This is a genomic window from Micromonospora sp. MA102 (genome assembly GCF_025460765.1).
Taxonomy (GTDB): domain Bacteria; phylum Actinomycetota; class Actinomycetes; order Mycobacteriales; family Micromonosporaceae; genus Micromonospora; species Micromonospora halotolerans.
In genome coordinates this window covers 71,759-95,515 of sequence record NZ_JAMWEG010000014.1, presented here as the reverse complement: position 1 = coordinate 95,515, position 23,757 = coordinate 71,759, and the positions used below count along the sequence as shown (strand labels likewise).

Genomic DNA, 23,757 nt, shown 5'->3' with positions numbered 1-23,757 from the left:
TGATTCCCACGGTCAGGCCGGGTGGGCCGGCCGTCCGGCCGACGCAGCGGATGGACCGGCCCACCGAACCGCCCGGAGACGAACTTGCCGCGAAAAAGCCCGGGAAAATCGGCGCTCCACGGGATCACACCGCAGGCGCGGACGGAGTAACGTAATTCACCGGAGAGGCCGCTCCCCCCGTGGCGGCCTCTCTTTTAATTCGCCGCGGCGGCGTCCGCATCGGACGGCGTGACCGGATGCCGCAGCCCCGGGTGATCCGCCGGGAGCGACCGCCGGATCACCAGCCAGCTCACCGCCAGCGCCGCCGCGACCAGCGGCCAGGTCAGCGCCACCCGTGCCACCACCAGCGCGACCACCTGCCCGCCGAGCCACAGCGGCACGAACACCGCCAGCCGCAGCAGGTAGGTCCCCGCCCACACCCAGCTGCCCCGCCCGTACGCCCGCAGCAGCGCCGGGTCGCGCCGCCACCGGCCGCGCTGGCCCAGCGCCACGCCGACCAGCACACCGAGCAGCGGCCAACGCACCGCGATGCTGACCATCCAGGCCAGCGCGCTCGCCGCGTTGGAGACCAGCTGCAGCAGGAAGAAGTCGGTGGCCCGCCCGGTCCGCAGGGCGACCAGCGCGGCCACGCAGACGGCGAGCAGCCCGATCAGCACCGACCGCGGCCGGTCCCCGCGCCGCCAGCGCCAACCCGCCACGGCGGTGCCGGCGAGCACCGCGGCGACCACCCCGCCCCACAGCCCGGCGGCCAGCCAGCCGATGGCGAAGGCCACCGGGGGCACCGTCGCGTCCACGGCCCCGCCCCGGCCGCCCAGCAGATCGGCCAGCGACTCCGGCGGCTCCCCGGACGGCCGGCCCGGCTCCGGCGTGCTGGTCACGCGCCACCCCCTCCCGTCGCGCCTCAACCTACGCCGACCCCACCGGGGCTCCGACGAGCGCCGGACCCGGCCGACCGTTAAGTTGTCCGGGTGCGCGAGACGGCGAGGGGTTGGACGGCGGTCTGGTTGGTCGTACTGGCCCTGGCCCAGACCGCCGCGTTCCTGGTGGTATGGCGCTTCGCCGTGCACACCGAGCTCGGCCAGTGGATCGACACCGTCGCGCTGACCGGCAACCGCATCGGCCAGGACCGCATCGACGGCCCGGTCAACCGCATCCTCAACGCCATGTCGGTGGTGTCCCTGCTGGCCGCCACCGCCATGATCGGCTTCATCGCGCTGATCCGCGGCCGCAAGGCGCTCGCCGTCACCGCCACCCTGCTCATCGCCGGCGCGAACGTCAGCACCCAGCTGCTCAAGCGCTACCTGGACCGCCCCGACTTCGGCATCGACCCGGAACGGGCCGCGGCCGGCAACAGCCTGCCCAGCGGACACACGGCCGTGGCCGCGTCCGTGGCGGTCGCGCTGATCCTGGTGCTGCCACCGAAGCTGCGGGTGGCCGGCGCGTTCCTCGGCGCCGGCTACGCGGCCGCCGCCGGGGTGGCCACCCTCTCGGCCGGCTGGCACCGGCCCAGCGACGCCGTCGCCGCGTTCCTCGTCGTGGGCGCCTGGGCCGCGGTCGCCGGCCTGGTGCTCCTGTTCTTCCAGCGGGAACAGGCCGTGGTGTCCCCTGCCGACGCGCACCGGGTCGCCGCCGTCGTGCTCGGCCTCGCCGGCGCCGTCGCCCTGGTCGTCTCGGCGTTCGCCCTGTCCTGGCTGGTCGACCGCTCCACCACACCCGTCGAGGAGCTCACCCGCCGCGCGCTCTTCATCGGGTACGCGGGCAGCGCGGCCGGCATCGCCGGCACGATCGCCGTGGTGGCCGCGCTGGTCCTGGCGGTGGTGCACCGCCTCGTGCCCCGCTGGAAGGGCTGACCGGCCGGGATCCCCGGCCGGTCCCCGGAGCGGGTCAGCGGTAGAAGGTGCCCACCATCGTCCCGCTGGCGATCTCCTTGTCGGTGAGCGCGCGGTGCACGTCGGGGGCCTGCGGCGCCTCCGGCAGCGTCAGCGGGCGTTCCAGTGCGTACAGCCGGAAGAAGTACCGGTGCGGGTCCTCGTGGCGAGGCGGGTGCGGGCCGCCCCAGCCGGTCGTGCCGAAGCTGTTGGGCCACTCCCGGCCGCCCTCCGGGACGCCGCCCTCGGCGACCCCGCCGGAATCCGGCGCGATGTTGGTCACCAGCCAGTGCAGGAAAGGAGTCTTCCCCGCGTCCGGGTCCTCCACGATGAGGACCAGCTCCTCCGTGCCGTCCGGGGCCCCGGACCACTCCAACGGGGGCGAGACGTTGCCGCCCTCCTGGGAGAAACGCCCGGGAAGCAGGTCGTGGTCGGTGAACGCGGTGCTGCGCAGCATGATGCCGGCCATTCGGCGCCCCCTCTCCTCGTCGACCGGCGCGTACCCGGCGGGTGGGCGACGAAACGGCGCGCCCCCGGCCCGCGATCCGCCGGCCGCTTAGGAGCCGAGGTACCGCAGGATCGCGAGGATCCGGCGGCTGTAGCCGGTGGTGTGGCTGAGGTCGAGCTTGTCGAAGATGGTGTTGACGTGCTTCTCGACCGCGCTCTGTGAAACGTGCAGCCGTGCGGCGATGGCGGCGTTGGTGTGCCCCTGCGCCATGTGATGCAGCACGTCACGCTCGCGCGGGGTGAGGCGGCGGAGCGGGTCGGTGTGGCGGGTCGCGGAGATGAGCTGCCGGACCACTTCGGGGTCGAGCGCGGTGGAGCCGGCGGCGACGCGGTCGAGCGCGTCGAGGAAGTCCTCGACCTGGGCGACGCGGTCCTTCAGAACGTAACCGACGCCTTCGGACCGGTCGGCGAGGAGTTTCGCGGCGTAGCGCCGCTCGACGTACTGGGAGAGGACCAGCACGGCGGTGTCCGGCCAGCGGCGGCGGATCTCCAGCGCCGCCCGGAGCCCGTCGTCGGTGTTGGTGGGCGGCATCCGGACGTCGGTGACGACGACGTCGGGACGGTGCTGCTCGACCGCCGTGACGAGCTGCTCGGCGTCCGCGGTGGCGGCGACCACCTGGTGTCCCTCGTCGGCGAGGAGGCGGGCCAGCCCCTCGCGGAGCAGGGTGGAGTCCTCGGCGAGCACTACGCGCATGGCACCTCGACCCGGATCGTCGTGGGACCGCCGGGTGGGCTGTGCAGGTCGAACCGCCCGTCCAGCGCGGTCACCCGGCGCGCGAGCCCCTGCAGGCCGCTGCCGTGCGGGTCGGCGCCCCCGACGCCGTCGTCGCGCGCCCGCATCTCGATTCCCGTGCCCCGCGTCGTGATCTCGATGGTGATCAGGGTAGCCCCCGCGTGTTTGGTGCTGTTGGTGATCGCTTCGCAGGCCACGAAGTAGAGCACGGTCTCGATCGGCCGGGCCGGCCGGACGGGCACGTCGTAGCTGATCCGGACGGGGATCGCCGACCGTTGCGCCACCATGCCCAGCACCTCGTCCAGGGTGGTGTGGTCGAGCGCCGAGGGGTAGACCCGCCAGGCCACCTCCCGCAGCTCGTCGATGGCGCGTTGGGTGTCCTCGTGGGCCTGCACGAGGAGTTCGCGCGCCCGGTCCGGGTCGCGGCTGCGGCGCGCCCGCCCGAGCAGCATGCCGAGTGCGACGAGGTGTTGCTGGAGCCCGTCGTGGAGGTCGCGTTCGATGCGCTGGCGCTCGACGTCGACCGCGGCCAGCACGCCGGCCCGGCTGACGGTCAGCTCACTGATCCGCAGCCGCAGCGCCTCGCGGCTGGTGGATTCCAGCAGCCGGTGCGCCAACCACCGGTCCAGCGTCGCCACGCTCACCGTCGCCTGCAGCTCCAGCAGCAGCAGGGCCGCGCCGATGAACGCCTGGAGCAGGAGATCGACTGCGGTGAGGGTGCCCGCGAGGAAGGAGCGCACCACGATGCCGGCGAGTACCACCCCGACCACGAGCAGGCCGCCGGTGAGCAGGCCGAGCGCCGCCGGCAGGAGACGGGCGGCGAGATAGCCGAGCACGCGCGGTCCGCTCGCCCGCACCGGTGGCGGGGGCGGTTCCGAGGCGACGATCGCGAGGCGGCGCCGCTCCCACTCGGCGACGCGCCGGGCGTACCGGAGGGTGGCGGCGCCGAGGCGGCGCCGGGCCGCCGGGACCGGTGCGACCGCGGCCACGGCGAGCCCGGCGAGGAGCAGGAACAGCACCTCGGCCGCGGCGGTGAGGACGCCGAGCGCCACGCCCGCCAGGGGCCGGCACCACCGGAGCGCGCCGCCGACCCACGATCGACCGTGCCCCACGCGCTCTGCCACCAGGCCGTCCCTCCCCAGCTCGTGACGTTCCGGCCGTCCGGTCCACCGCGGCCGGCCACCGATCCTCCCGCCGCCGGTCAACCTGCCTCCGGCCGGCGCGGCGTGCCGTACAGGGTGCCCCGTGCGGCGTCGGCCGGGCGATCCGCCCCATCGTGCCGGTGTGCTGCGACACGCGCACCCGACCGGTACGGCCCGGGCGTGCCCGGTGTCGGCCCGTCATCGACGGTCGGACGCCTCCGCCGCGTCCCGAGCAGCCGCGACACCACGAAGAACCCCACGACGACGGCGCAGACCGCGATGACCACGTTCTGGAACGTCCCCACGTACGGCTCCACGGCACGCCAGTTCTCCCCGAGCACGTAACCGGCCATCACGAACACCGTGTTCCAGACCAGGCTGCCCAGCGTGGTGTAGAGCAGGAACGTGCCGAACGGCATCCGCTCCACCCCGGCCGGAATCGAGATCAGGCTTCGGAAGATCGGAATCATCCGCCCGAGGAAGACGGTCTTCACCCCGTGCCGGGCGAACCACGCCTCCGTGCGGTCGATGTCGCTCAGCTTGATCAGCGGCAGCCGCGCCGCGATCGCGCGGACCCGGTCCCGTCCGAGCCCCACGCCGACGGCGTACAGCGCCACCGCGCCCACCACCGAGCCGATCGTGGTCCAGACGATCGCGGCGACCAGGTTCATCCGGCCCTGACTGGCGGCGAAGCCCGCCAGCGGCAGGATCACCTCGCTCGGGATCGGCGGGAACAGGTTCTCCAACGCGACCGCCAGGCCGGCCCCGGGCGCACCGAGTCGCTCCACCAGGTCGGTCACCAACCCCACCAGGCCGCCCGGTGGCTCAGCCTCCTGAGCCCAGCCGGCACGCGTCGCGTTCCACAAAAAGATCATGCCCATGACGCTAGGAACGCACCGCGGCCCGCACCATGAGGTCGCCCACCGACTCCGGGAGGTCGACCACACCAGGTCGGGGTGCGGAAAACCGCACCGGACGGCGGGCGAATAATCCGGTCGGCACGGATGGGTTCACCGAGGAAGCGGGACGGGGATGGACACGGTACGGGCGGCGTTCCGCGACGAGTGCGCGCGGTTGGAAGGGGTGCTGCGCGACCTCGACGCGGTGGACCTGGACCGGCCCACACCCTGCCCGCCCTGGGCGGTCCGGGATTTGCTGGCGCACGTGCGCACCGGCGCCGGTCGGCTGGTCGGCATGCTCGCCGCGCCCGCCCCGGAGCGGGCCGAGGTGGACGCCGCCGGCTACTTCGGGGCGGCCAAGTTCGCGCCGGAGGTCGACCGGGACCGGATCGACGGCGCCCGGCGGGAGGCCCGGGAGCTGCCCGGCGTCCCCGAGGTGGCGGAGGGCTTCGCGCGGGCCTGGCGGGCCGCCGACGCGGCGGTGGCCGCCGCGCCGTCGGGCCGGCTGGTCCGCACCCGGCACGGCGACGCCATGGCGTTGACGGAGTTCCTCCGTACCCGGGTGGTGGAGGTCGCGGTGCACGGCCTGGACCTGGCCGACGCGCTGGACCGGCGGCCGTGGCTGACGCCGACCGCGGCGGCCGTGGTGGCCGACCTGCTGGCCGGCGGCGGCCCCGGGCCGGGGGAGCCGGCAGCCGGCCGGCCCGTCCCCGACGAGCTCGGCTGGGACGCGCTCACCCTGGTCCGGAAGGCCACCGGCCGGGTGCCGCTCACCTCTGCGGAGCGGGCCGTGCTGGACCGGACCGGCTGGCGCTGGCTCTCCTTCGGCGGCTGACCGGCGGCTTACCGGCGGCTTACCGGCGGCGGTCAGGCGCCGGCGGCCGGCGCCGCGGTGCGGCGCAGGTGGTCCAGGACGACGGGGTCGATCCGGCCGGGGACGATGCGCTCCTCCAGGTTCTCGACGCCGGCCCAGGCGTCGAGCGCGTCCTCCACCCCGGCGGGCCCGACCGGGTGGCCGGCGGCGGCCAGCAGCGCCGCGACCTCGTCGGCGACCGGCCCGGTGAGGTCGAGCAGGGTGGCCGGGTCGGGCTTGCCGAAGAGCAGCGTGTGGATGTCGAGCAGGCGCGCGAGCTCGCCGACGGGGTCGTGGTGGTCGTCGACCCGCAGGTCGACCAGCTCGTCGCCGGTGCCGGCGTAGCCGCCGTGGCGCTGCACGACGAACAGGGCGGCGCTCTGCCGGCCGCGCCGGTCGCCGCCGGCCCGGTCGCCGGCGGCGAGGGCGGCCAGCAGGCGCTGCGGGAACGGCAGGTCGGCCCGGTCGAGCCAGGTGTCCCGGAGCGCGTCGATGACCTCCGGGCCGGCCAGGATGTTGCCCTGTGCCGCCCAGCCGTCGCCGGACTGGCCGCCCGCCCAGGGGTGGCAGCGCGGCCCGGTCCACGTGGCGCCGTCGCCCTTCGCTCCCACCACGCCGAGCTGCCGGTCGTCCCGGCCCGGGTCGGCGGCGATCAGGCCGGCCACCACGTCCGCCGCGGGCACTCCGGTACGGAGCATGGTGAGCCCCTGCGCGCGGTACGCCAGGTTGGCGTGGGCCTGGCTGGCGATCGCGCCGACCTGGGCCTCGGCGGCCGGCACCAGCGCCCCGGCGGCGAGGAACTTGCTGGCCACGGCGATGCCGTGCAGGAGCCCGTCGGCGGAACGGGCCACGATGGAGAACGTCACCCGCGGATGGTAGCGCCGGGGCGGGCGCACGGGCGGGCCCGATCGGTCACGTCAGAACGGCGGGGCGGCCTCCTCCGGCGGGTGGCCCCAGGCGCGGCGGGCGTCGGCGATCGCCACCCCGAGCAGCACGAGCGGGGCGGCGAACGCCGCGACGAGTGGCGTGGCGACGGCCGCGGTCAGCGACACGGCCGGCTTGAGCACGGGCATGAGCGCCACCAGGACGAGGACGGCCACCCAGCGCGACGGGGAGACCCGCCCGAACACCTCGTACTCGAAGCGCGCCCGCCCGAGCAGGAAGAACGCCGGGCCACCGAGGATCATGGCGAGCCACCCGACCTGGTTGTGGCCGGTGGGGTGCTCGTTGACCAGCTCGTAGCCGATCGCGGTGGACACCACGCCGATCACCATGACGAGGTGGGTGTCGGCGGCGGAGCGGCCGATGGTGGCCGGATGCGCGGCCCGGGTGACCGCCTCGCCCAGGATCTGCCCGGCCCGCTGCACGTAGATCCGCCAGAGCAGCACCGAGGTGAGCAGCGCGGCGGCGAAGGCGGCGGTGCGGCTGCCGCTGTGCGGGTCTCGGCTGTACGCGAGCCCGGCGATCAGGATCGACTCGCCGAGCGCGACCAGGAAGAACTGCTGGTAGCGCTCGGCCAGGTGCTCGCCGTGGATGTCCCAGCGGGAGACCGTCGACCGGCCCAGCCCGGGGACCGGCCAGCCGAACCGGGACGCCAGGTATTCCAGCAGGAGCGCGAGCGTCCAGAGCGTCACCCGCGGGTTGGTCGGCAGCAGCGCGCCGGTCACCCAGAGCACCCCGGTGACGCTGAACGTGATCAGCATGCGCAGCTTCAGCCGGCGGTGCTGGACCCGGCCCAGGGTCAGCAGCAGGATTCCCGGCCGGCTGACCTGCACCACCACGTACGCGAGCGCGAACGCCATCCCCGTGGAGGTGAAGGCGCGGGGAATGGCCACCCCCATCACCATGCTGCCCACCAGCGCGATGACCACGATGACCTGGAGCCAGATGTGGTACGGGTCGTAGCGGCTCGTCGTCCAGGCGGTGCCCTGCCAGACCGCCCACAGCGCGAGGAGCAGCAGCAGGGTCTTGCCGCCCCCGGTCACCGCCGTCCAGCCGGTCTTGCCCCCCTCCAGAGCCAGGTCCTCGAAGGCGCGGGCGGAGATCCGGGTCAGCGCGAAGACGAACACCAGGTCGAAGAAGAGCTCCAGGAACGTCGCCTGGTTCGGGCCGCCCCGCGACGGAAGCAGGGCGGCCGGCTCTGGAATCCTCACCGCCGCCCCCCGACCCCGGTCCACCCCACCTGGCAGTCGTAGCACTCTTTGCGGGCGGCAGCGCCCGCGTACCCGCCGCGTCACCCTGCGGCTGCGCGCGTCGCGTCCGGACCGGGAAGCGCCGGTCGGGATCTTGCCCCGGGCGACGGCGACCGGGCACGATCGACCGGTGACGAATCGATGGGGCATGACGGTGCCGCTGGCCGGCGTCACGCTCGCCGACCACGCCGGGGTCTACGCGGCGCTCGACCGGGCCGGCTTCACCGACGTCTGGTCGTCGGAGGTCGCCGGCACCGACGCGTTCACCCCGCTGGCGCTCGCCGCCGCCTGGCAACCGCGGCTGCGGTTGGGCACCGCGATCGCCCCGGTCTTCACCCGGGGGCCCGGGCTGCTCGCGATGAGCGCCGCCGCCCTCGCCGAGGCCGCTCCGGGGCGCTTCGCGCTGGGCATCGGCGCCTCCTCGCCGGTGCTCGTGGAGGACTGGAACGCGGTGCGCTTCGACGAGCCGTTCCAGCGGACCCGGGACGTGCTGCGCTTCCTGCGCGCCGCGCTGCGCGGGGAGACCGTCGACGAGGCGTACGACACCTTCGCCGTCCGGCGGTTCACCCTGGAACGCCCGCCGACCGTGCCGCCGCCGGTGCTGCTGGCCGCGCTGCGACCGGGCATGCTGCGGCTCGCCGCCGCCGAGGCCGACGGGGTGATCCTCAACTGGCTGGCCGCCGGCGACGTGCCGACCGCCCTGGCCGAGCTGGGCGAGCGCCGCCCCGGCTTCGAGGTCGCCGCCCGGATCTTCGTCTGCCCCACCGAGGACGCCACGTACGCCCGGGCGCTGGGCCGCCGGCTGATCACCGGCTACCTGACCGTGCCGGCGTACGCGGCCTTCCACCGCTGGTTGGGGCGGCAGGACAGCCTCGGCCCGATGTGGGCGGCGTGGGCCGCCGGGGACCGGCGGGGCGCCTCGGCGGCGGTGCCGGACGAGGTGGTCGACGCGCTGGTCCTGCACGGCTCGCCCGAGGAGTGCGTCGCCCGGGCCCGCCGGTACGCCGACCACGGCGTGGACGTGCCCGTCCTGGCGCTGCTGCCCACCCCGGAACTGGCCGCCGGCGGCGCGACCGCCTGGGCCGACCTGCTGCCGCGACTCGGCCCGACCGGCGGGGAGGCGGGCTCATGAACCTCACCGACCGGGTGGCCGTGATCACCGGCGGGGCGGGCGGCATCGGGGCGGCGCTCGGCCGCCGGTTCGTCGCCGAGGGCGCCGCCGCCGTCGTCCTGGCCGACCTCGACGCCGAGGCGGCGCGCGCGGTGGCCGAGGGCATCGGCCCGGTGGCGCACGGCGTCGGGCTCGACGTCACCGACGAGGCGCAGGTACGGGCGCTGGTCGACGAGACCGAGCACCGCTACGGCAGGATCGACCTGTTCTGCGCCAATGCCGGGGTGGCCACCGGCGGGGGAGTGGAGGCGCCCGACGCCGACTGGGAGCGCGCCTGGCGGGTCAACGTGCTGGGGCACGTGCACAGCGCCCGGGCGGCCCTGCCGGCGATGCTCCGCCGCGGCCAGGGCTACCTGCTCTTCACCTGCTCGGCCGCGGGTGTGCTGACCGCGGTGGGCGACGCCCCCTACACGGCGACGAAGCACGCGGCGGTCGGCCTCGCCGAGTGGCTCGCCATCACCTACCGGGACGCCGGCGTCCGGGTCAGCGCGCTCTGCCCGCAGGGCGTGGACACCCCGATGCTCGCCGGCGGCCTGGCCGAGGGGCACCTGGGCGCCCGCGTGATCGCCGCCTCCGGCGCGATCCTCACCCCCGACCAGGTCGCCGACGCCACCATCGCCGGGCTCGCCGAGGAGCGGTTCCTCATCCTGCCGCACCCGGAGGTCGCCGGCTACGCCCGCCGCCGCGCCGAGGACCCCGACGGCTGGCAGGCCGGAGTGCGCAAACTCGTCCGCAAGCTGCGCGCCGCCGGTCAGTAGGACCCGCTGCCGCCGCTGTGGTCGGCGGCGTCGCCGTACACGCTGTTCTCCAGGATCGCGGCGGAGTAGCGGTCGCCGGGGGCGGCGCCCCGCTCGAAGGTGTCCCGGTGCGGCCGGGAACCCGCGCGGCGCAGGCCGTGCGCGGCCTTCCGGGCCGCCGCCAACCGCTCCGCCCGGGTCGGCTCACGCCGGGCCCGCGCACGCCACCGCCAGCCGGCGGTGACCGCCAGCCCGGCCCCCACCAGGGACAGCGCCACCCACATCGCGACGACCATGCCCTCACGCTAGGTGCCCGGCGCCAGCCCGCCGGCCTTCGCGTTCGCCGCCCACGGCAACTCGGCGGTCAGCGACGCCAGCGCAGGGGGCCGGGATGGACGGTCCACAGGAGGCGGCGCCAGCGGCGCCGCGCGGCGCGGAGGGCCGCCACGTACGCCGTGGCGACCGCCGCCGCACGATCGGCCTGGGCGGGGGTGGCGGTGCCGGGGGCGAAGGCCACCTGGTTGAGCAGGCCGGCCAGTTCGCCCACCCCGCCGCCCGGCAGGTCGACGCCCACCTCGCCGCCCGCCAGGTCGGCGCCCGCCTCGCCGGCCGACGCCGGCCACGGCGCGCGCGGTGACCGGGTCTGCGCCGGCGAGCCGTGCGGAGGAGCGGGGGCCGGCCGTCTCGCGGCGGCGCGGGCCTCGGTGAGGGTGCGGTGGGCGCGCTCGGCGACCTCCGCGGCGGACAGGTCGGCGCCGACCGGGTGGCCGGCCAGCCGCAGCGCGTCGGTCACCTCCCGCCAGGCGCCCGCGATCCGGCGGCCCGGGTCGCCCTGCGCCAGCCGGCCCCGGGTCAGGTTGCGGCGCAGCGCGGCCAGGGTCAGCAGCAGCGCCCCGAGCAGCAGCACCAGCCCGCCGACGCCGCCGCCGACCAGCACCGGCGTGCCCGGTCCGGCCTTCCCGCCGCGCCGGTCGGGGGCCGCCGCCGCGGTCGGCGTCGGCGTGGGTTCCCCGGTCGGCGCGGGCACCTCCGACGGTGGCGGATCCTCCGGCTTCGGCCGGAAGTCCTCCTCCACCGGGCGCGGCTCCTCGTCCGGGCGCGGCATCGGGTCGAACGGCACCCAGCCGACGCCCTCGAACAGCACCTCCGGCCAGGCGTACGCGTCCGCCGCCCGGACCGGGCCGTCGGCCTTCGGCTCGAAGCCGACCACCACCCGCGTGGGCAGGCCGGCCAGCCGGCCCAGCACCGCGAACGACGCCGCGAACTGCTCGGACGTGCCGCGCTGCCCGCCGCCGTTGCGCGGGCCGAAGAGGAAGAACGCCAGGTTCGGGTACGCGTGCCCGCTCGGCGCGTCCGCGGTAACCCGGTAGTGCTCGGCCAGGAAGTCGGCGATCGCGCTGGCCCGGGCGTACGGGGCGCCGTTCTCCTCGGCGAGCTGGGTGGCCAGCCGGCGCATCTGCTCCGGGGCCCCGTCGGCGACCCGCAGCACCCGGGCCACCGCGTCGCCGGCCGGCACGTTCGCCGTGCCGACCAGGTTCAAGTCCGGGCGCTCCCGCACCGAGTCGACCGTGTACCGCAGCCCCTGAGCCAGCCCTTCCGGGCGGATCAGCGTCCCGGTCGCCGGGTCGTACGCCACCCGTGCCCCGGTCACCTCCCGCGGGGTCGGCACGGCGGGCAGCAGCTTCCCGGTCAGGTCGGCCACGGTGACCTCCTGGCGTACCGGCTCGGTGTCGGTGCCGGCCGCCGGCTCGGTGGCCGGCAGGATCCGCCCCGCGTTGCGGTACGTCGCGCCCACCCGCCAGGTCACCCCGTCGTAGTCGCTGAGCACCGCCAGCCGGATCCGCGGCGGACCGGCGTCCGTCGCGCCCGCCTCGGTGCGCACGTCGAGCAGCTTCTGGTCGGGGTTCAGCGCCCACCCGGAGATCCGGATCAGCGGGTTCTCGTCCAGCGACTCCACCTGCGGCGGCTCGACGTAGCGGCGCGGGTCGACCGGCCGGTCGTCCACCCGGCCGGCCACCACCGGGGCGACCAGCGCGGCGAGGGCCACCACCACGGCCACGCCGGCCGCGCTCGCCGCGAGCAGCCGCAGCCGCACGGCCGCGCGCACGGCGGGCGCCAGGCCGGCCACCGGGTCCGCGCCGGTCGGGTCGGGCCGCCCGCCGGGCACCGCCAGGCCGACGGCGGCGACCGCCGCGAACAGCACGGTCGGGCCGACCGCCGGGCCCGCGTTCGGCCCGACCACGTACAGCGCGCCGGCGTACAGCAGCACCGGCGGCAGGTAGCCGAGCAGCACCCGGCCGGCCCGCAGCGCCACCTCGGCGGCGGCCAGCCCGGCCAGCCAGGCGGCCACCACCGGGACCAGCACGGTGTCCGGGGCCGGCTCCACCGGGATCATCGCGGTGAGCAGCCGGGGGATGGCGTTGCGGGCGGCGTCCGCCGCCACCTCGCCGAGACCGCCGGGCAGCGCCGCGTGGGCGGCCGCCAGCCGCAGCGACAGCAGCGCCCAGCCGGCCAGGGCGGCCACCGACAGCGGCGCCACCAGCCAGGACGGCAGCCGCCGGGCGGCCACGCTCACCAGCACCGACCCGACCGCCGCGCCGGCCGTCAGGCGGGTCAGCAGCGGGTCCGCGTAGACCCGGCCGAGCACCACACCGGCCAGGGCGATCATGACGATCAGCGCCAGCGGCACCGGCACGGCCCGCAGCACCCGCGCCACCGGACCCGGACCGCCGGCCGGCCCGGCCGGCGCGTCGACCGCCGGCCGCGGCGGGGTCGCGGTCACCACCGGCGGATCCCGTCCCACTCGGCGGCGAACTCGGCGCCGTCCGCCGCGTCCACCACGACCAGGCCCGCCGCTCCGGCCGCCGTCGGCTCCGCCGCCCCGAACATCCCGACCACCACCGACGGGTACGCGCGGCGCAGCGCGCCGACGTGCCCCAGGTCGCCGCGGGCGCCCGGCCCGGTGAGGAAGACCAGCGTGTCACCGAGCCGGTCCTGCCGCAGCCGGCTCAGCGCGGTGCGCAGCACGTCCTCCCCGCCGTCGGCCAGCTCCGCCGCGGCGAGCCGGTCCAGCGGGCCGCGTGGCGCCTCCACCCCGGCGTGTCCGCCGCCGCGCGGCGACCCGGAGCCGTCGGTGCTTCCGGCCGGCTTCTCGGCGGCGGGTGCGACCAGCAGGAGGCTCACCGGCAGGTCCTCCCGCGTCGCGGCGGCCACCACGGACGCCGCCGCCTCGCACCCCGACTCGAACGACTCGGCCACCCCGGCGTCCCGGTCCGGGTGGGCGACCGCCCGGTTGTCCAGCACCACCACGAGTCGGGGCAGGCTGGTGTCCACGTTCTCCCGCACCATCAGCTCGCCCACCTTGGCGCTGGTCCGCCAGTGCACCCGGCGCAACTCGTCGCCGACCACGTACTCGCGCAGCGAGTCGAACGTGATCGAGCCGTGCGGCACGCTGTCGGTGCGCCCGTCCAGGCTGCGGCCGGCCCCGGTCGGCACCGCCGACAGCGGATGGATGCGCGGATGCACCCACACGGGCACCGGATGCCCGTACGCGCGGGCCAGCGCCACCAGCCCGAGCGGGTCCCGGCGGGTCACCCGCAGCGGCCCGACCGGCACCACCCCCCGCCGGCGGGTCGGCACCGGATAGCGCACCTCGGTGTCCCGCCCCGGACGCAGCCGCAGCAGCGGCACCGGCACCAGCCGGCCGCCGCACCGGTCCTCGGCCACCAGGTTCGCCGCCCGCAGCCGGCCCGTGTTGCGCACGGTCAGCACCATGGCCGCCGGCTCACCCCGGGCCACCCGGTCCGGGTCGGCCACCCGCTCGACGGTCAGCCGCGGGCGCCAGGCGGCCGTGACCAGGGCGTACCCGACCGCGACACCGGCCGCCGCGCCGAGCACGGTCAGCTCCGGGTACGCGTACCGGAAGCCGACCCCCAGCAGCACGACGGCGGCGACGAGCAGCCCGACACCCCGGGCGGTGATCCCCACCGATCAGCCGTGGACCGGGGCGGGCTGGCCCGACGGCAGCGGCACCGGCACCGAGGCGACCGCCTGGCGCAGCACGTCGGCGGGGGTCACCCCGCGCACCTGCGCGTCCGGGGTGAGCAGCAGCCGGTGCGCGAACACCGGCTCGACCAGGGTCTTCAGGTCCTCCGGCATGATCCAGCCCCGCCCGTCGATCAGCGCGTACGCGCACGCCGCCCGGGTCAGCGCGATCACGCCTCGCGGGCTGACCCCGACCCGCACCTGCGGGTGGGTGCGGGTCGCCGCGGCCAGCCGCACCGCGTACGTGTAGAGCGGCTCGGCGATGTGCACCCGCCGGGCCATCTTCACCATCTCCCCGACGGTGGCCGTGTCGGTGACCGCGGTCAGCGAGTCGGGGGAGCGCAGGGTGGCGCCGCGCAGCACCTCCACCTCGACCGCCTCGTCCGGGTAGCCCACGGAGAGCTTCACCAGGAACCGGTCGAGCTGGGCCTCGGGCAGCCGGTAGGTGCCGTCCATCTCCACCGGGTTCTGCGTGGCCACCACGAGGAACGGCTGCGGCACCGGATGGCGTACGCCGTCCACGGTGACCGTCCGCTCCTCCATCACCTCCAGCAGCGCCGACTGGGTCTTCGGCGACGCCCGGTTGATCTCGTCGGCGATCACGATGTTGGCGAAGACCGGCCCCGGGTGGAACTCGAAGCCCCGGCTGGCCTGGTTGAAGATCGTCACCCCGGACACGTCCGAGGGGAGCAGGTCCGGAGTGAACTGGATGCGCCGCCACTGGCCCTTGACGGTCGCCGCGACCGCCCGGGCCAGGGTGGTCTTGCCCACCCCGGGCACGTCCTCCAGCAGCACGTGCCCCTGGGCGAAGAGAGCGGTCAGCGCCAGCCGGACCACCTGCGGCTTGCCCAGCACGACCGCGTTGACGTTCTCGGCCAGCCGGGCGGCCAGGGCGGCGAAGCCCTGCACCTCCGGCTGGGTGAGCGGTTCGTGGGTGTTCACGTGCGTGGTGCTCCTCGGTGCGGCGCGGTCAGCAGGTGGGCAGGAGGTTGATGTTGTCGCCACCCTCCAGGTTCAGCCAGGCCCACGGGATGTAGTCGCGGCCCCGGCTGTGGTCCACCCGGACCCACCAGGTGCTGCGCTTGTCGTTGTTGTAGATGTAGGCGTAGACCTCTTCGCCCTGCTTCTTGCAGTACGCCTTGAGCCGGGTGCCATTCGGCTCCCAACCCGCCTGCTTGGTGTTGTCCTGCCGGGTCACCGAGAAGATCTCGTTGCCGTTGCGATCCCCGGGAACGTCCCGCGTGCAGTAGGACGCCTCGGCGCCGGACGAGCCGTTGTGGCAGGTCGCGATGCCGTACAGCGCGTCGGTGCTCTGCGCCCGGCTGCCGGTGCCCTTGCCGGCCGCGTTGCTCGCGGTCACCGTCACCGTGTAGGCCGTGCCCGGCGTCAGGCCGGTCACCCGCAGGCTGGAGCAGCTGCCACTGGCCGTCTTGCCGCCGGTGGCGGCCGAGCAGGTCGCCCGCCCACCGCCCGCGTCGACGGTGAAGTTCACCGTCACCGAGGTGGCGTCGGCCGACGAGCCGGTCACCGTGACCCGGGGCGCGGCCACCGTGCGGGCCGTCGTGCTGGCCTCCGGGCCCGGGCCCGCCTCGTTGACCGCCTTCACCTTGACCGTGACGTTCTGCCCGTCGCCGAGCCCGCCGATGGTGGTCCGCACGTCGGTCACCTCGGTGGTCTTCCCGGCGGCCTCCACCACGTACTTCGTCACCGGGCGGCCGTTCTCCACCGCCGGCGCCCACTGCACCGCGATGGTGCCCGGCTGGTCGGCCACCGTGGACGCCTGCAACTCGGTCGGCGCCTTCGGCACGGTGAACGGCACCACCGTGTTGCTCACCGGCGACGCCTTGGACCCGGCGCCCTTGTCGCTCACCGCGATGACGGTGAAGGCGTACTGCGTGCCGTACTCCAGCTGGCCGGCCGGGATGACCAGCTCGGTCTTCGGCGACTCACCGGCCGGGGCGGTCGCGCCGGCAGAGCTGGCGGTCACCGCGTACTTCGTGACGGTGTTGCCCTGGCCGTTGGCCGCCGGCCACTTCACCAGCACCGTGCCGTCCGGCCGGGCCTCGGCCGTGACGCTGGCCGGCGGGTCCGGCACGGCGGCCGTCGGCGTGACCGGGTTGCTCTTCCGGGCCGGCCCGTCGCCCTTCGCGTTCACGGCGTGCACCGAGAACGTGTACGTCTCGCCGTTGGTCAGCCCGGTGATCTCCAGGGCACGCTGGTTCGCACCGACCTCGTGGCGCTGGCCGGCGCCCTCCACCACGTACCGGCTGATCTCGGCGCCGTTCGAGGCGGCCGGCTGCCAGCTCACCCGCGCCGACGCGTTCCCCGCGGCGGCGGTCACCGCGCGCGGCGCGCCCGGCTTGCCCACCTTGGGCTTCTTCGGCGGGGGCGGCGGCGGGGGCGCCGGCGGCGGGTCGCCACCGAGCACGTCGTTGGCGTACTTGTTGACCTCACGCACCTGGTTCCGGTCGTCCACCACCTGGGCGGTCGACGAGTTCGGCGGGTTGATGAAGAGGTGGTTCTCGCGGACCTCCAGCTCCATCGGCCCGGGCCGGCCCGAGCCCTTGATCGTGTCGACCAGCTGCCCGTTCGCGTCGAACGAGTAGACCGTGCCGGTGGTCTCGTCGGCGCAGTAGAACCGGCCGGCCCAGGCCACCGCCGGGCTGAGCTCCCCGCCCGCGCCGGGCACCGTGAACCGCTGCACCTCGGCGGCGTCGCGGACCACGTGCACCTTCCGCTCGCCGCTCACCGTGACCGGCACCTGCGGGCCCGTGGTGCGCGTCGGCAGGCTGCCCGGGGCGGTCATCGTCAGGTTGGCCCGCTGCGTCTGCCCGGCCCGGACCGTGACCAGCGAGGCGGAGGTGCGGTCGAGCACCGCGACACCGTCGTCCAGCGTGGACACGACCAGCTCGTGGGCGGGCTCCGCCACCTCGTACGTCTCGACCCGCTTCGGGCTGAGCCCGGCCGGCGGCGCGGCGCCCGGGGTGGCGGGCAGCTCGGCGGCGGTGACCGCCGAGACGGTCCCCTCGCTCGGCACCGCGATCCACAGCCGCCCCGCGCCGTCGAACGCCCCGCCGGTGATGCCCGGCGGGTAACGCACCGGCTCGCCCACCGGCGTCAGCGCCCGCGGGTCGAGTTGCCGGACGATGCCCTGTACCGCGTCGACGACGAACGCCGCGTCCTCGTGCAGCGCGACGCTCACCCCGAGGCCCGGCGCGGTCGGCGTGGTCGCGGTGATCTGGAGGGTGGCCAGGTCCAGCGAGCTGACCTGGCCGGTGTTCAGGTCGCGCAGGATCAGCAGCCGGTCGGTCTGGGCGACCTGCATCTGGTGCCGGCGCCCGCCGGGCACCTCCATCCGGGTGTCCACCCGGGCGGTGACCCCGTTGACCCGGGCCAGCTCGCTGCGGCTGGTGCTCCACAACCAGGACGACGCGTCGTAGTTGGCCACCGCGTTGTCGGCGGCCCCCAGCCCGAGCACGGTCAACCCCATGGCGGCCAGCAGCGCCGCCACGGTGCCGATGGTCACCAGCCCGCCCCGCATCCGGGACCGGGGGCGGGCCGTCTCCGGCCCGGTGCTCGTGACGCTCTCGATGGTGGTCACTGGCGGAAGCCTCCCCGCGTCGGTGGGGGAGGGCGGCACGCGTGGTCGACCCTCCCCAGAGCCGGGAGCCATCATAGGGGCCGAGGCCGGTGAAACCCGCACCGTCCCCCTGTGGACACCGAGCGTGTCGTGCCGGCCGCTCAGTTGGGCGTCGTGCCGCCCTCCCGATCGGTGCACACCTGACCCGAGGTGGCGTAGGTGTCCGTCGAGTAGACGGCCAGCACCGTGAAGCAGTAGTCCAGCTTCGGACTCAACCCGTTCACCGTGTAGCGCGTCTGCCCGGCGTCCACCGTGGCCATCACCCCCAACTTCTGCCCGGCCCGCCCGCCAGCCACGACGAACGGCACACCGCCGCCCGTCGGATCCGTCCAGGTGACTGTGATCGTGGTGGTGTCGTCCTGCAACCGCAGCTCACCCGGCGGCGGACCGCTCACCTTCGGCTTCGCCGCCGTCGGCGCCGGCGCGGGCGGCGGCGCCGGGTCACGGTTGAGCAGCACGGCGCCCATGGCCACAGCGGCCGCCACCGCGACCACCACGATGCCCGCCACCAGGGCCACCACCGTCCGGTTCCGGCCGCGCGCCTCCGGCTCCTCCGCCACCGGGTACGCGGCCGGCTGGTGGAACGCCGGCGGCACCGCCGGCCAGGCGCCCTGGCTCGGGTTCGGCTCCGGGGCCGGCTGCTGCGACTCGGGAAAGTCCAGCAGCCCGTCATAGACCGGCAGCGGCGCGGGTGCCGCGTCCCCGCTCTCCGGCGCGGGATCCGGGTCCACCGTGCCGGGCTCCTCCACGACCGGCTCGGGACGAGGGTCGCCGGGCCGGTCGAGGGCCTGCGGCGGGGCGGCGCTGCTCCACGGCGGCGCGGTCATGCTCCACGGCGGCACGGGCGAGGCACTGACCGGCGCCGCGGCGGGCGGCCCGCTCACCGGCGGCGGATAGCCGTGCGGTGTGCTTCCCGGTGGGCTGCTGGCGGGTGGTGCGCTGAAGGGTGGGCTGCTGGCGGGTGGTGCGCTGAACGGCGGGCCGCTGGCCGGCGGTGCGCTGAACGGCGGGTTGCCGCCCGGCGGGGTGGCGAAGGCCGTGCCCGGTCCGCCACCGGCCGGGGGAGCGCTGACCGGCGGGGGTGGAGGCGGCACGGCGCCTCCCTGCGGCGGCGACGCGGGACCATCGCCGGGCGGCGGCAGGGGTGCCCCGCTGGTCGGCGGTCCGCTGACGGGCTGCGGCGGGAAGGGCGCCCCGCTGGCCGGCGGGGTGACCGGTCGCTCGCCGACGGACGGCCCGGCGAGCGCCGCTCCTGCGGTGGGTGGCGGGGCCGGCGGACCGCTCACCGGGGGCGCGGTCACGGGAGCGGCGGGTAGCGGGGCTGGCGCAGCCACGGGGGGCGCGCTCACAGGCGAGTTGCCCGCCGGGGGCGCGCTGACAGGCAAGTTGCCCGCCGGGGGTGCGCTGACGGGCGGGCTGCTCACCGGAGCGTTCGCACCAGGAGGCGAGGCGGCGGTCCGATCGGCCTCCTCCCGGAGCAGAGGGCCGATCTGCTGCACCTGGATCGTCGGCTTGTCCCAACCCGGTGCCGGTGCTGCGGGCATGTCGGTCCGGTCGTCCCCGCCGGGCTCACCGCCCTTGGCGGCCGGCTGGCCGGGCGTCTGATGTGGCGGGGCGGCCCTCTCCGGCGGGGCCGCCGGTGTGGCCGTGGGCGGGGTCGAGGTGGGCGCCGCGCCCGGTGGGGCGGAAACCGGGACGGGCGGAGGCGGAGGAAGCAGACCCGACGCGGGCGGGGCGGAGGTCGGAGCCGGGATCCTCGGAGCCGGCGGAACTGCCCCGGCGGGCGGGACCGGCGGTCCGGGCACGCCGGAGACCGGAGCGACCGGTGCCGGGCCGGGCGCCGGCGGCGTCGCGACCGGCCTGGCCGGTAGCGGAATGACCGGCGCCGGTGGCAACGGAACCGACGCCGGGACGGCCGGTGGTGGGGCCGCCACCGGCGGCGTGGGCGGTGCCGACGCCAGCGCGGCCGGGGGCACGGGGCCGTACGTGGGCGCCGACGGCATCCCGGGCGCTGCCGACCGCGGTGCGACCGGCGGGATCTGCGCGGGCGGCCCCGACACCGGTGGGGCGGGCGGTGCCGAGCTGGGCGTGTGTGCGAAGGGCGGAACCGGCCCCGGCGCCGGCGGGGCGGGCGGTGCCGAGCTGGGCGTGTGTGGGGCGGGCGGAACCGGCCCGGGCGCCGGCGGGGCGGGCGGTGCGGAACTGGGCGCGCGCGGCGCCAGGTGCGCGGCGGGTGGCCCCGCCACCGGCGGTACCGGCGGTGCCGAGCCGGGCGCGTGCGGCGTGACGTACGGGCCGGCCGGAAGCGGATCCGGCGCCGGCGGGACGGAGACCGACGGTGGGACAACCGGGGGCCGAGGCGGCACCGGGGTGACCCCGGGCGCCGGCGACACGGCAGCGACCGGCGGTGGCGGGACGGCCCGGGCCGGGCCGGTGACGGGCGGTGCGGGGAACCGCGCCGTCGCCTCCGTGGCCGCCCAGCCACTCGACGCGCCGCCGGCAGGTGCCCCTGGCCCGGAGGTCGGGATCGGGGGAGCGGACATCGGCGCGGGAATGATCGGGGGCGGCGGCAGCGGGGTCGAGGCGGCCGCGGTGCCGGGCGGCGCGGGCGGGATCGGCGGCGGTGGCGGCAGGTGCGTCGCCGGACCGGGGGCGGGGGGTGACCATGGCGCCGGCCCGGCCGGCCCCGGCTGCGGCGCCCATTCAGCGCCGGGAACCGGCGGGACGGGACCGGGCGCGACAGGAGCGCCGGGCCGGGGCGGGGCGGACTGCGGCGGGTACGGCTGGGGCATGGCCGGCAGCGACATGGTCGGCCCGGACAGCGCCCCCGGGTCGGGTTGCGGGCCGGCAGCGGCGGCGGAGCCGCCGGGAGGCGGGCCGGGCGGCACGGGAGCGGCGGCGGAGCCGGCGAGGTACTGGTGGGCTACGCGTACCGCGGGGTGGTCCGGACCGAGCACGGCGGGCCCGGCGGTGGCCACGCGGGTGTAGTTGCGGCGGGCCTCGTGCCGGTTGCCGAGTTCCTCCGCCACCCCGGCGAGGTCGAAGCTGAGCGCGAGCATCAGCGGGTCGGCGTCGCCGCGGCGGCGCTCACCGGCCGCGTACGCCTCTTCGAGCACCCGTCGGGCGGCGGCCGGGTCGTCGGCCTCCCGGTGCAGGCGGGCCAGCAGGTGGCCGGTGGCCAGTACGTCGGGGTGGTCCTCCCCGTACGCCGGTCGGGCCGCCGCGATCGCGTCGGTGAGCAGGCGGCGGGCGGTCGCCAGGTCACCCGCGGAGCGCAACGCGAGGGCCTGGTGTTGAGCGGCGGTCAGGGGGGAGGGGTGGGACACGTGAGCAATGCTGCCCGGAATCGGCGGTTCCTCGCTACCCGGCCCCTCGGATCGGTACGGGGCGGCGGTGCCGACGGCCCGTGGTGGCGTCTTGACCTGCGGAAACCCCGGGGCGCGGCGGCGATGTGCATGATCCATCCGGGCCGTGTACAGTAATGCCCCGTGCGGCCCACCGGGGCGGCCGAACCGGTGAGAAGATTACCTCGGCCGACAGGGTAGGCTGGACGTGCAGGTCCGGGTGGCGGAATGGCAGACGCGCTAGCTTGAGGTGCTAGTGCCCGTATAGGGCGTGGGGGTTCAAGTCCCCCCTCGGACACCAATCGAACGAAGCAGGCTTTGGGCCGCTGACCTGGCATTACTCAGGTCGGCGGCCTTCATCGTTTCCTGGGCTGATGCCGCCGTGGGAACACCGTGGGAACACGGGCCTGGACGAGCCCCGCAGCCGGGGCGATCTTGTGCCGGTCGGGCGAGACGGTTACGGTCCCACTGTTGCGCATACAGGTGCGTCGGCGGCAGCGCCCGCAGGACACCGGGTCGAGGCCGCCGCGTTCACGTGGAGGAACGGTGGCATCAGTCGAGAAGAGGACCACGAAGGACGGTAAGAACAGCCGGTGGCGGGTGAAGTGGCGCGAGGGCGGCCGCCGCGAGAACTTGTGGAGCAGCCGCACGTTCGACTACCTGGCGGACGCGAAGCGGTTCAGGACGCTGGTCGAGTCCGCCGGCGAGCGGATGCCGACGCCGGAGCAGCTGGCCGAGCACGGCTTCGCCGAGCTCCTTCCCGCCGGCGTGCCCGCCGCCCCGGCGCCGGAGCCCGCCGAGGCGGTGCTGACGTTCCGGGCGTACGCCGAGGAGTGGCTGGGCCAGCTGGTGAAGCCGCACCCGGAGACGGTGCGCAAGTACCGGGAGCGCCTGGAGAAGCACGTCTACCCGCGGATCGGCGACCGGCCGATCGTCGAGATCACCCGGCGGGAGATGCGCGAGTGGCAGCAGGCCCTGCGCGACGCCGGCCTCTCGGCGAAGACGATCGCCAACATCCGGGGCGAGACGGTGGTGCCGATCTTCAAGGCGGCGTGCCGGCCCGGCGAGGACGGCGAGCCCGCCGTACGGACGGCCAACCCGATGGACGGGCTGCCGCTGCCGGAGGGCCCGCGCGCCGAGCGGGACATCCTGGAGAGCCCGGACGAGGCCCGGCTGTTCCTCGAGGCGGCGTACCAGGTGGACCCGGAGGCGGCGGACTTGCTGCTGTGCAAGCTGTCGACGGGTCTGCGCTGGGGTGAGGTGTCGGCGCTGCCGCCCCGGGCGGTCAGCGTCGCGCGGGGCACGGTGTCGATCGTGCAGGTCCTGCGGAAGGTGAACCGGCGGTGGGTGGTCGAGCCCAAGCCGAAGACGAAGCAGGGCTATCGGGAGGTGCCGCTGCCCGCGTCGGTGATGCGGATGGTCGCCGAGCGGGTGGCGAAGCCGGGCCGGGAGTTCGTGTTCGTCGCGCCGCGCGGCAACCATTGGCGGTACGAGGACTTCTATACGGATCGGTGGGTGAAGATCCGCGATCTGGCCCGGGAGAAGGGCTTGCCGCGCCGGATGACGATGCACGGGCTGCGGCACTCGCTGCTGACGCTGCTCGCGACGGAGGGCGTCGACCTGGCGGCGCTGCGGACGATGGCCGGGCACGCGAGCGTGACCACGACGATGAACGTGTACGTGCACGCGACCCGCCGGCACCACGAGCCGGTGCGGCAGATCGTGGCGGACTTCCTCGGCGTTGACGAGCTCGCGGCCGCCAGGCGGTAGGGGGCCCCGCACGGCAGAGCGGGCGGCGAGCTAGTGGGGTTGGCTCGCCGCCCGCTTCGGGCTGATCTTCCTACAGCGCCTCAGCCGCTGCCAGTTCCCGCTGCCGCCGTCGCGCGCAGCGCCCCATATCCGATCTGCGGTGCTGGCGGCATCATGGGACGATGGATTATCACGAGCTGCGCCGCCAGGTGCTACGTCGGCTGCGTTACGGGCTCAACGTCGTGGCCCTTGAAAAGGATCTGGTACCACCTGAAGGTCCCTTCGACGTCGCCCTGACCAATGGACTTGCTGCCATAGTGGCGTGCGATCATCCGGGCTTGGAGCGCGGTCCGGACGGCAGGATGTTGCCCGCTAGCGGGCTGCTCAAGGTTCTCGAGGGTGCGGGCACGAGTCTCGACTATGAGGCTCTACGCGAAGCCCTCAAGATCACTCAGCCGATGCGTCACGGCCGAGCAGACGACGAGTTTCTCCTGCCAGTTCGCCGGCACCTCGAAGCCCTCGTGGCCATCGACGGTCACCCAGCACTGCGTGTTCTTGAGCATGCGCGAGCGGCGGCCAAAGTCGATGACCTGTTGGCGATCTTGTATGCGGAGGCGGCTTCCCATGCGGCGGGGCTTGGCCTCATGTCGCCAGATGATCAGCTCCACCAGCCGGATCTTGAGGAGTGCGACGAGTGCTGGCGCATGACGTTCCTGCCAGCGGGGTTCGATGAGTTCGGTGGTACAAACTCGCAGGGGCGGTGCTTTGCCTGCGGTTACGAGCGGGATGCGGAGACAGCATGGCGATATGCCCGCGACGCCGAGTGGGACCGGGTCATGGGCAAGGACTGACGCTGTCGGACAGGTTCTGTTCGGGGG

Annotated in this window: 18 protein-coding genes, 1 tRNA gene and 2 pseudogenes; 7 read left to right on the top strand and 14 right to left on the bottom strand. The window is 75.6% G+C overall.

The features are described 5' to 3' along the window. Positions 1–194: 194 nt before the first annotated feature. Entirely contained in the window at positions 195–878 is a 684-nt protein-coding gene (locus tag NFX44_RS24715) for a DUF3159 domain-containing protein (RefSeq protein ID WP_262285979.1), read from the bottom strand. A 90-nt stretch (positions 879–968) separates the two neighbouring features. Between NFX44_RS24715 and NFX44_RS24710 the strand changes: the two genes are divergently transcribed. Further along, positions 969–1,850, top strand: coding sequence for a phosphatase PAP2 family protein (locus NFX44_RS24710; RefSeq protein WP_262285978.1), 882 nt, complete (start codon positions 969–971; stop codon positions 1,848–1,850). A 34-nt stretch (positions 1,851–1,884) separates the two neighbouring features. Here the strand turns inward: NFX44_RS24710 and NFX44_RS24705 are convergent, their stop codons facing one another. The 4 genes from NFX44_RS24705 to NFX44_RS24690 all read right to left on the bottom strand — a co-directional run bounded on the left by NFX44_RS24705 (position 1,885) and on the right by NFX44_RS24690 (position 5,125). Further along, on the bottom strand, positions 1,885–2,337 hold the full coding sequence (locus NFX44_RS24705; protein ID WP_262285977.1) for a YbhB/YbcL family Raf kinase inhibitor-like protein: 453 nt from the start codon (positions 2,335–2,337) through the stop codon (positions 1,885–1,887). Positions 2,338–2,424: 87 nt separating this feature from the next. Next, on the bottom strand, positions 2,425–3,069 hold the full coding sequence (locus NFX44_RS24700; RefSeq protein ID WP_262285976.1) for a response regulator transcription factor: 645 nt from the start codon (positions 3,067–3,069) through the stop codon (positions 2,425–2,427). After that, positions 3,060–4,232, bottom strand: a complete 1,173-nt coding sequence (locus tag NFX44_RS24695) for a sensor histidine kinase (protein ID WP_262285975.1) — start codon at positions 4,230–4,232, stop codon at positions 3,060–3,062. The genes NFX44_RS24700 and NFX44_RS24695 overlap by 10 nt, the downstream gene beginning before the upstream one ends. A 77-nt stretch (positions 4,233–4,309) precedes the next feature. Then, positions 4,310–5,125, bottom strand: coding sequence for a DedA family protein (locus NFX44_RS24690; RefSeq protein WP_262285974.1), 816 nt, complete (start codon positions 5,123–5,125; stop codon positions 4,310–4,312). A 157-nt stretch (positions 5,126–5,282) separates the two neighbouring features. Between NFX44_RS24690 and NFX44_RS24685 the strand changes: the two genes are divergently transcribed. After that, positions 5,283–5,984 carry a maleylpyruvate isomerase N-terminal domain-containing protein gene (locus NFX44_RS24685; RefSeq protein ID WP_262285973.1) on the top strand — a complete coding sequence of 234 codons (702 nt, stop codon included), beginning with the start codon at positions 5,283–5,285 and terminating at the stop codon, positions 5,982–5,984. Between the two features lie 32 nt (positions 5,985–6,016). On the opposite strand, the gene NFX44_RS24680 is transcribed toward NFX44_RS24685, so the two are convergent. Together NFX44_RS24680 and NFX44_RS24675 are read right to left on the bottom strand one after the other, a co-directional pair. Beyond that, positions 6,017–6,868: a DUF1028 domain-containing protein gene (locus tag NFX44_RS24680; RefSeq protein WP_262285972.1), complete on the bottom strand. Its 852-nt coding sequence runs from the start codon at positions 6,866–6,868 to the stop codon at positions 6,017–6,019. Positions 6,869–6,919: 51 nt separating this feature from the next. Further along, on the bottom strand, positions 6,920–8,155 hold the full coding sequence (locus tag NFX44_RS24675; protein ID WP_262285971.1) for a low temperature requirement protein A: 1,236 nt from the start codon (positions 8,153–8,155) through the stop codon (positions 6,920–6,922). A gap of 187 nt (positions 8,156–8,342) precedes the next feature. Here NFX44_RS24675 and NFX44_RS24670 point away from each other — a divergent pair, with 187 nt between their 5' ends. Together NFX44_RS24670 and NFX44_RS24665 are read left to right on the top strand one after the other, a co-directional pair. Continuing rightward, entirely contained in the window at positions 8,343–9,326 is a 984-nt protein-coding gene (locus tag NFX44_RS24670) for an LLM class F420-dependent oxidoreductase (protein WP_262286025.1), read from the top strand. Beyond that, a complete protein-coding gene (locus tag NFX44_RS24665) occupies positions 9,323–10,123 on the top strand; it encodes an SDR family oxidoreductase (RefSeq protein WP_262285970.1) in 801 nt (266 codons plus the stop codon). The genes NFX44_RS24670 and NFX44_RS24665 overlap by 4 nt, the downstream gene beginning before the upstream one ends. Here the strand turns inward: NFX44_RS24665 and NFX44_RS24660 are convergent. The 7 genes and pseudogenes from NFX44_RS24660 to NFX44_RS24630 form a co-directional block, all read right to left on the bottom strand. Next, positions 10,117–10,398 carry a hypothetical protein gene (locus NFX44_RS24660; protein ID WP_262285969.1) on the bottom strand — a complete coding sequence of 94 codons (282 nt, stop codon included), beginning with the start codon at positions 10,396–10,398 and terminating at the stop codon, positions 10,117–10,119. The two genes, NFX44_RS24665 and NFX44_RS24660, sit on opposite strands and share 7 nt — an antisense overlap. A gap of 68 nt (positions 10,399–10,466) precedes the next feature. After that, positions 10,467–12,818, bottom strand: coding sequence for a DUF3488 and transglutaminase-like domain-containing protein (locus NFX44_RS24655; protein WP_262286024.1), 2,352 nt, complete (start codon positions 12,816–12,818; stop codon positions 10,467–10,469). 62 nt (positions 12,819–12,880) lie between these two features. After that, on the bottom strand, positions 12,881–14,089 hold the full coding sequence (locus NFX44_RS24650; protein ID WP_262285968.1) for a DUF58 domain-containing protein: 1,209 nt from the start codon (positions 14,087–14,089) through the stop codon (positions 12,881–12,883). Between the two features lie 3 nt (positions 14,090–14,092). After that, positions 14,093–15,088, bottom strand: coding sequence for a MoxR family ATPase (locus NFX44_RS24645; protein ID WP_262285967.1), 996 nt, complete (start codon positions 15,086–15,088; stop codon positions 14,093–14,095). 28 nt (positions 15,089–15,116) lie between these two features. Continuing rightward, entirely contained in the window at positions 15,117–17,687 is a 2,571-nt protein-coding gene (locus NFX44_RS24640; RefSeq protein WP_262286023.1) for a fibronectin type III domain-containing protein, read from the bottom strand. A gap of 200 nt (positions 17,688–17,887) precedes the next feature. Beyond that, a pseudogene (locus NFX44_RS33280) lies at positions 17,888–18,358 on the bottom strand (fibronectin type III domain-containing protein); the annotation flags it as partial. 2,580 nt (positions 18,359–20,938) lie between these two features. Further along, positions 20,939–21,250, bottom strand: a pseudogene (locus tag NFX44_RS24630) (hypothetical protein); the annotation flags it as partial. Between the two features lie 94 nt (positions 21,251–21,344). On the opposite strand from NFX44_RS24630, the gene NFX44_RS24625 reads away from it, so the two are divergent. From NFX44_RS24625 to NFX44_RS24615, 3 genes are all read left to right on the top strand, one after another. Further along, positions 21,345–21,431: transfer RNA gene (locus NFX44_RS24625), tRNA-Leu, on the top strand. Between the two features lie 245 nt (positions 21,432–21,676). After that, positions 21,677–22,900, top strand: coding sequence for a site-specific integrase (locus NFX44_RS24620; RefSeq protein ID WP_262285966.1), 1,224 nt, complete (start codon positions 21,677–21,679; stop codon positions 22,898–22,900). Between the two features lie 161 nt (positions 22,901–23,061). Further along, positions 23,062–23,730, top strand: coding sequence for a hypothetical protein (locus NFX44_RS24615; protein ID WP_262285965.1), 669 nt, complete (start codon positions 23,062–23,064; stop codon positions 23,728–23,730). The last annotated feature ends 27 nt before the right edge of the window (positions 23,731–23,757 follow it).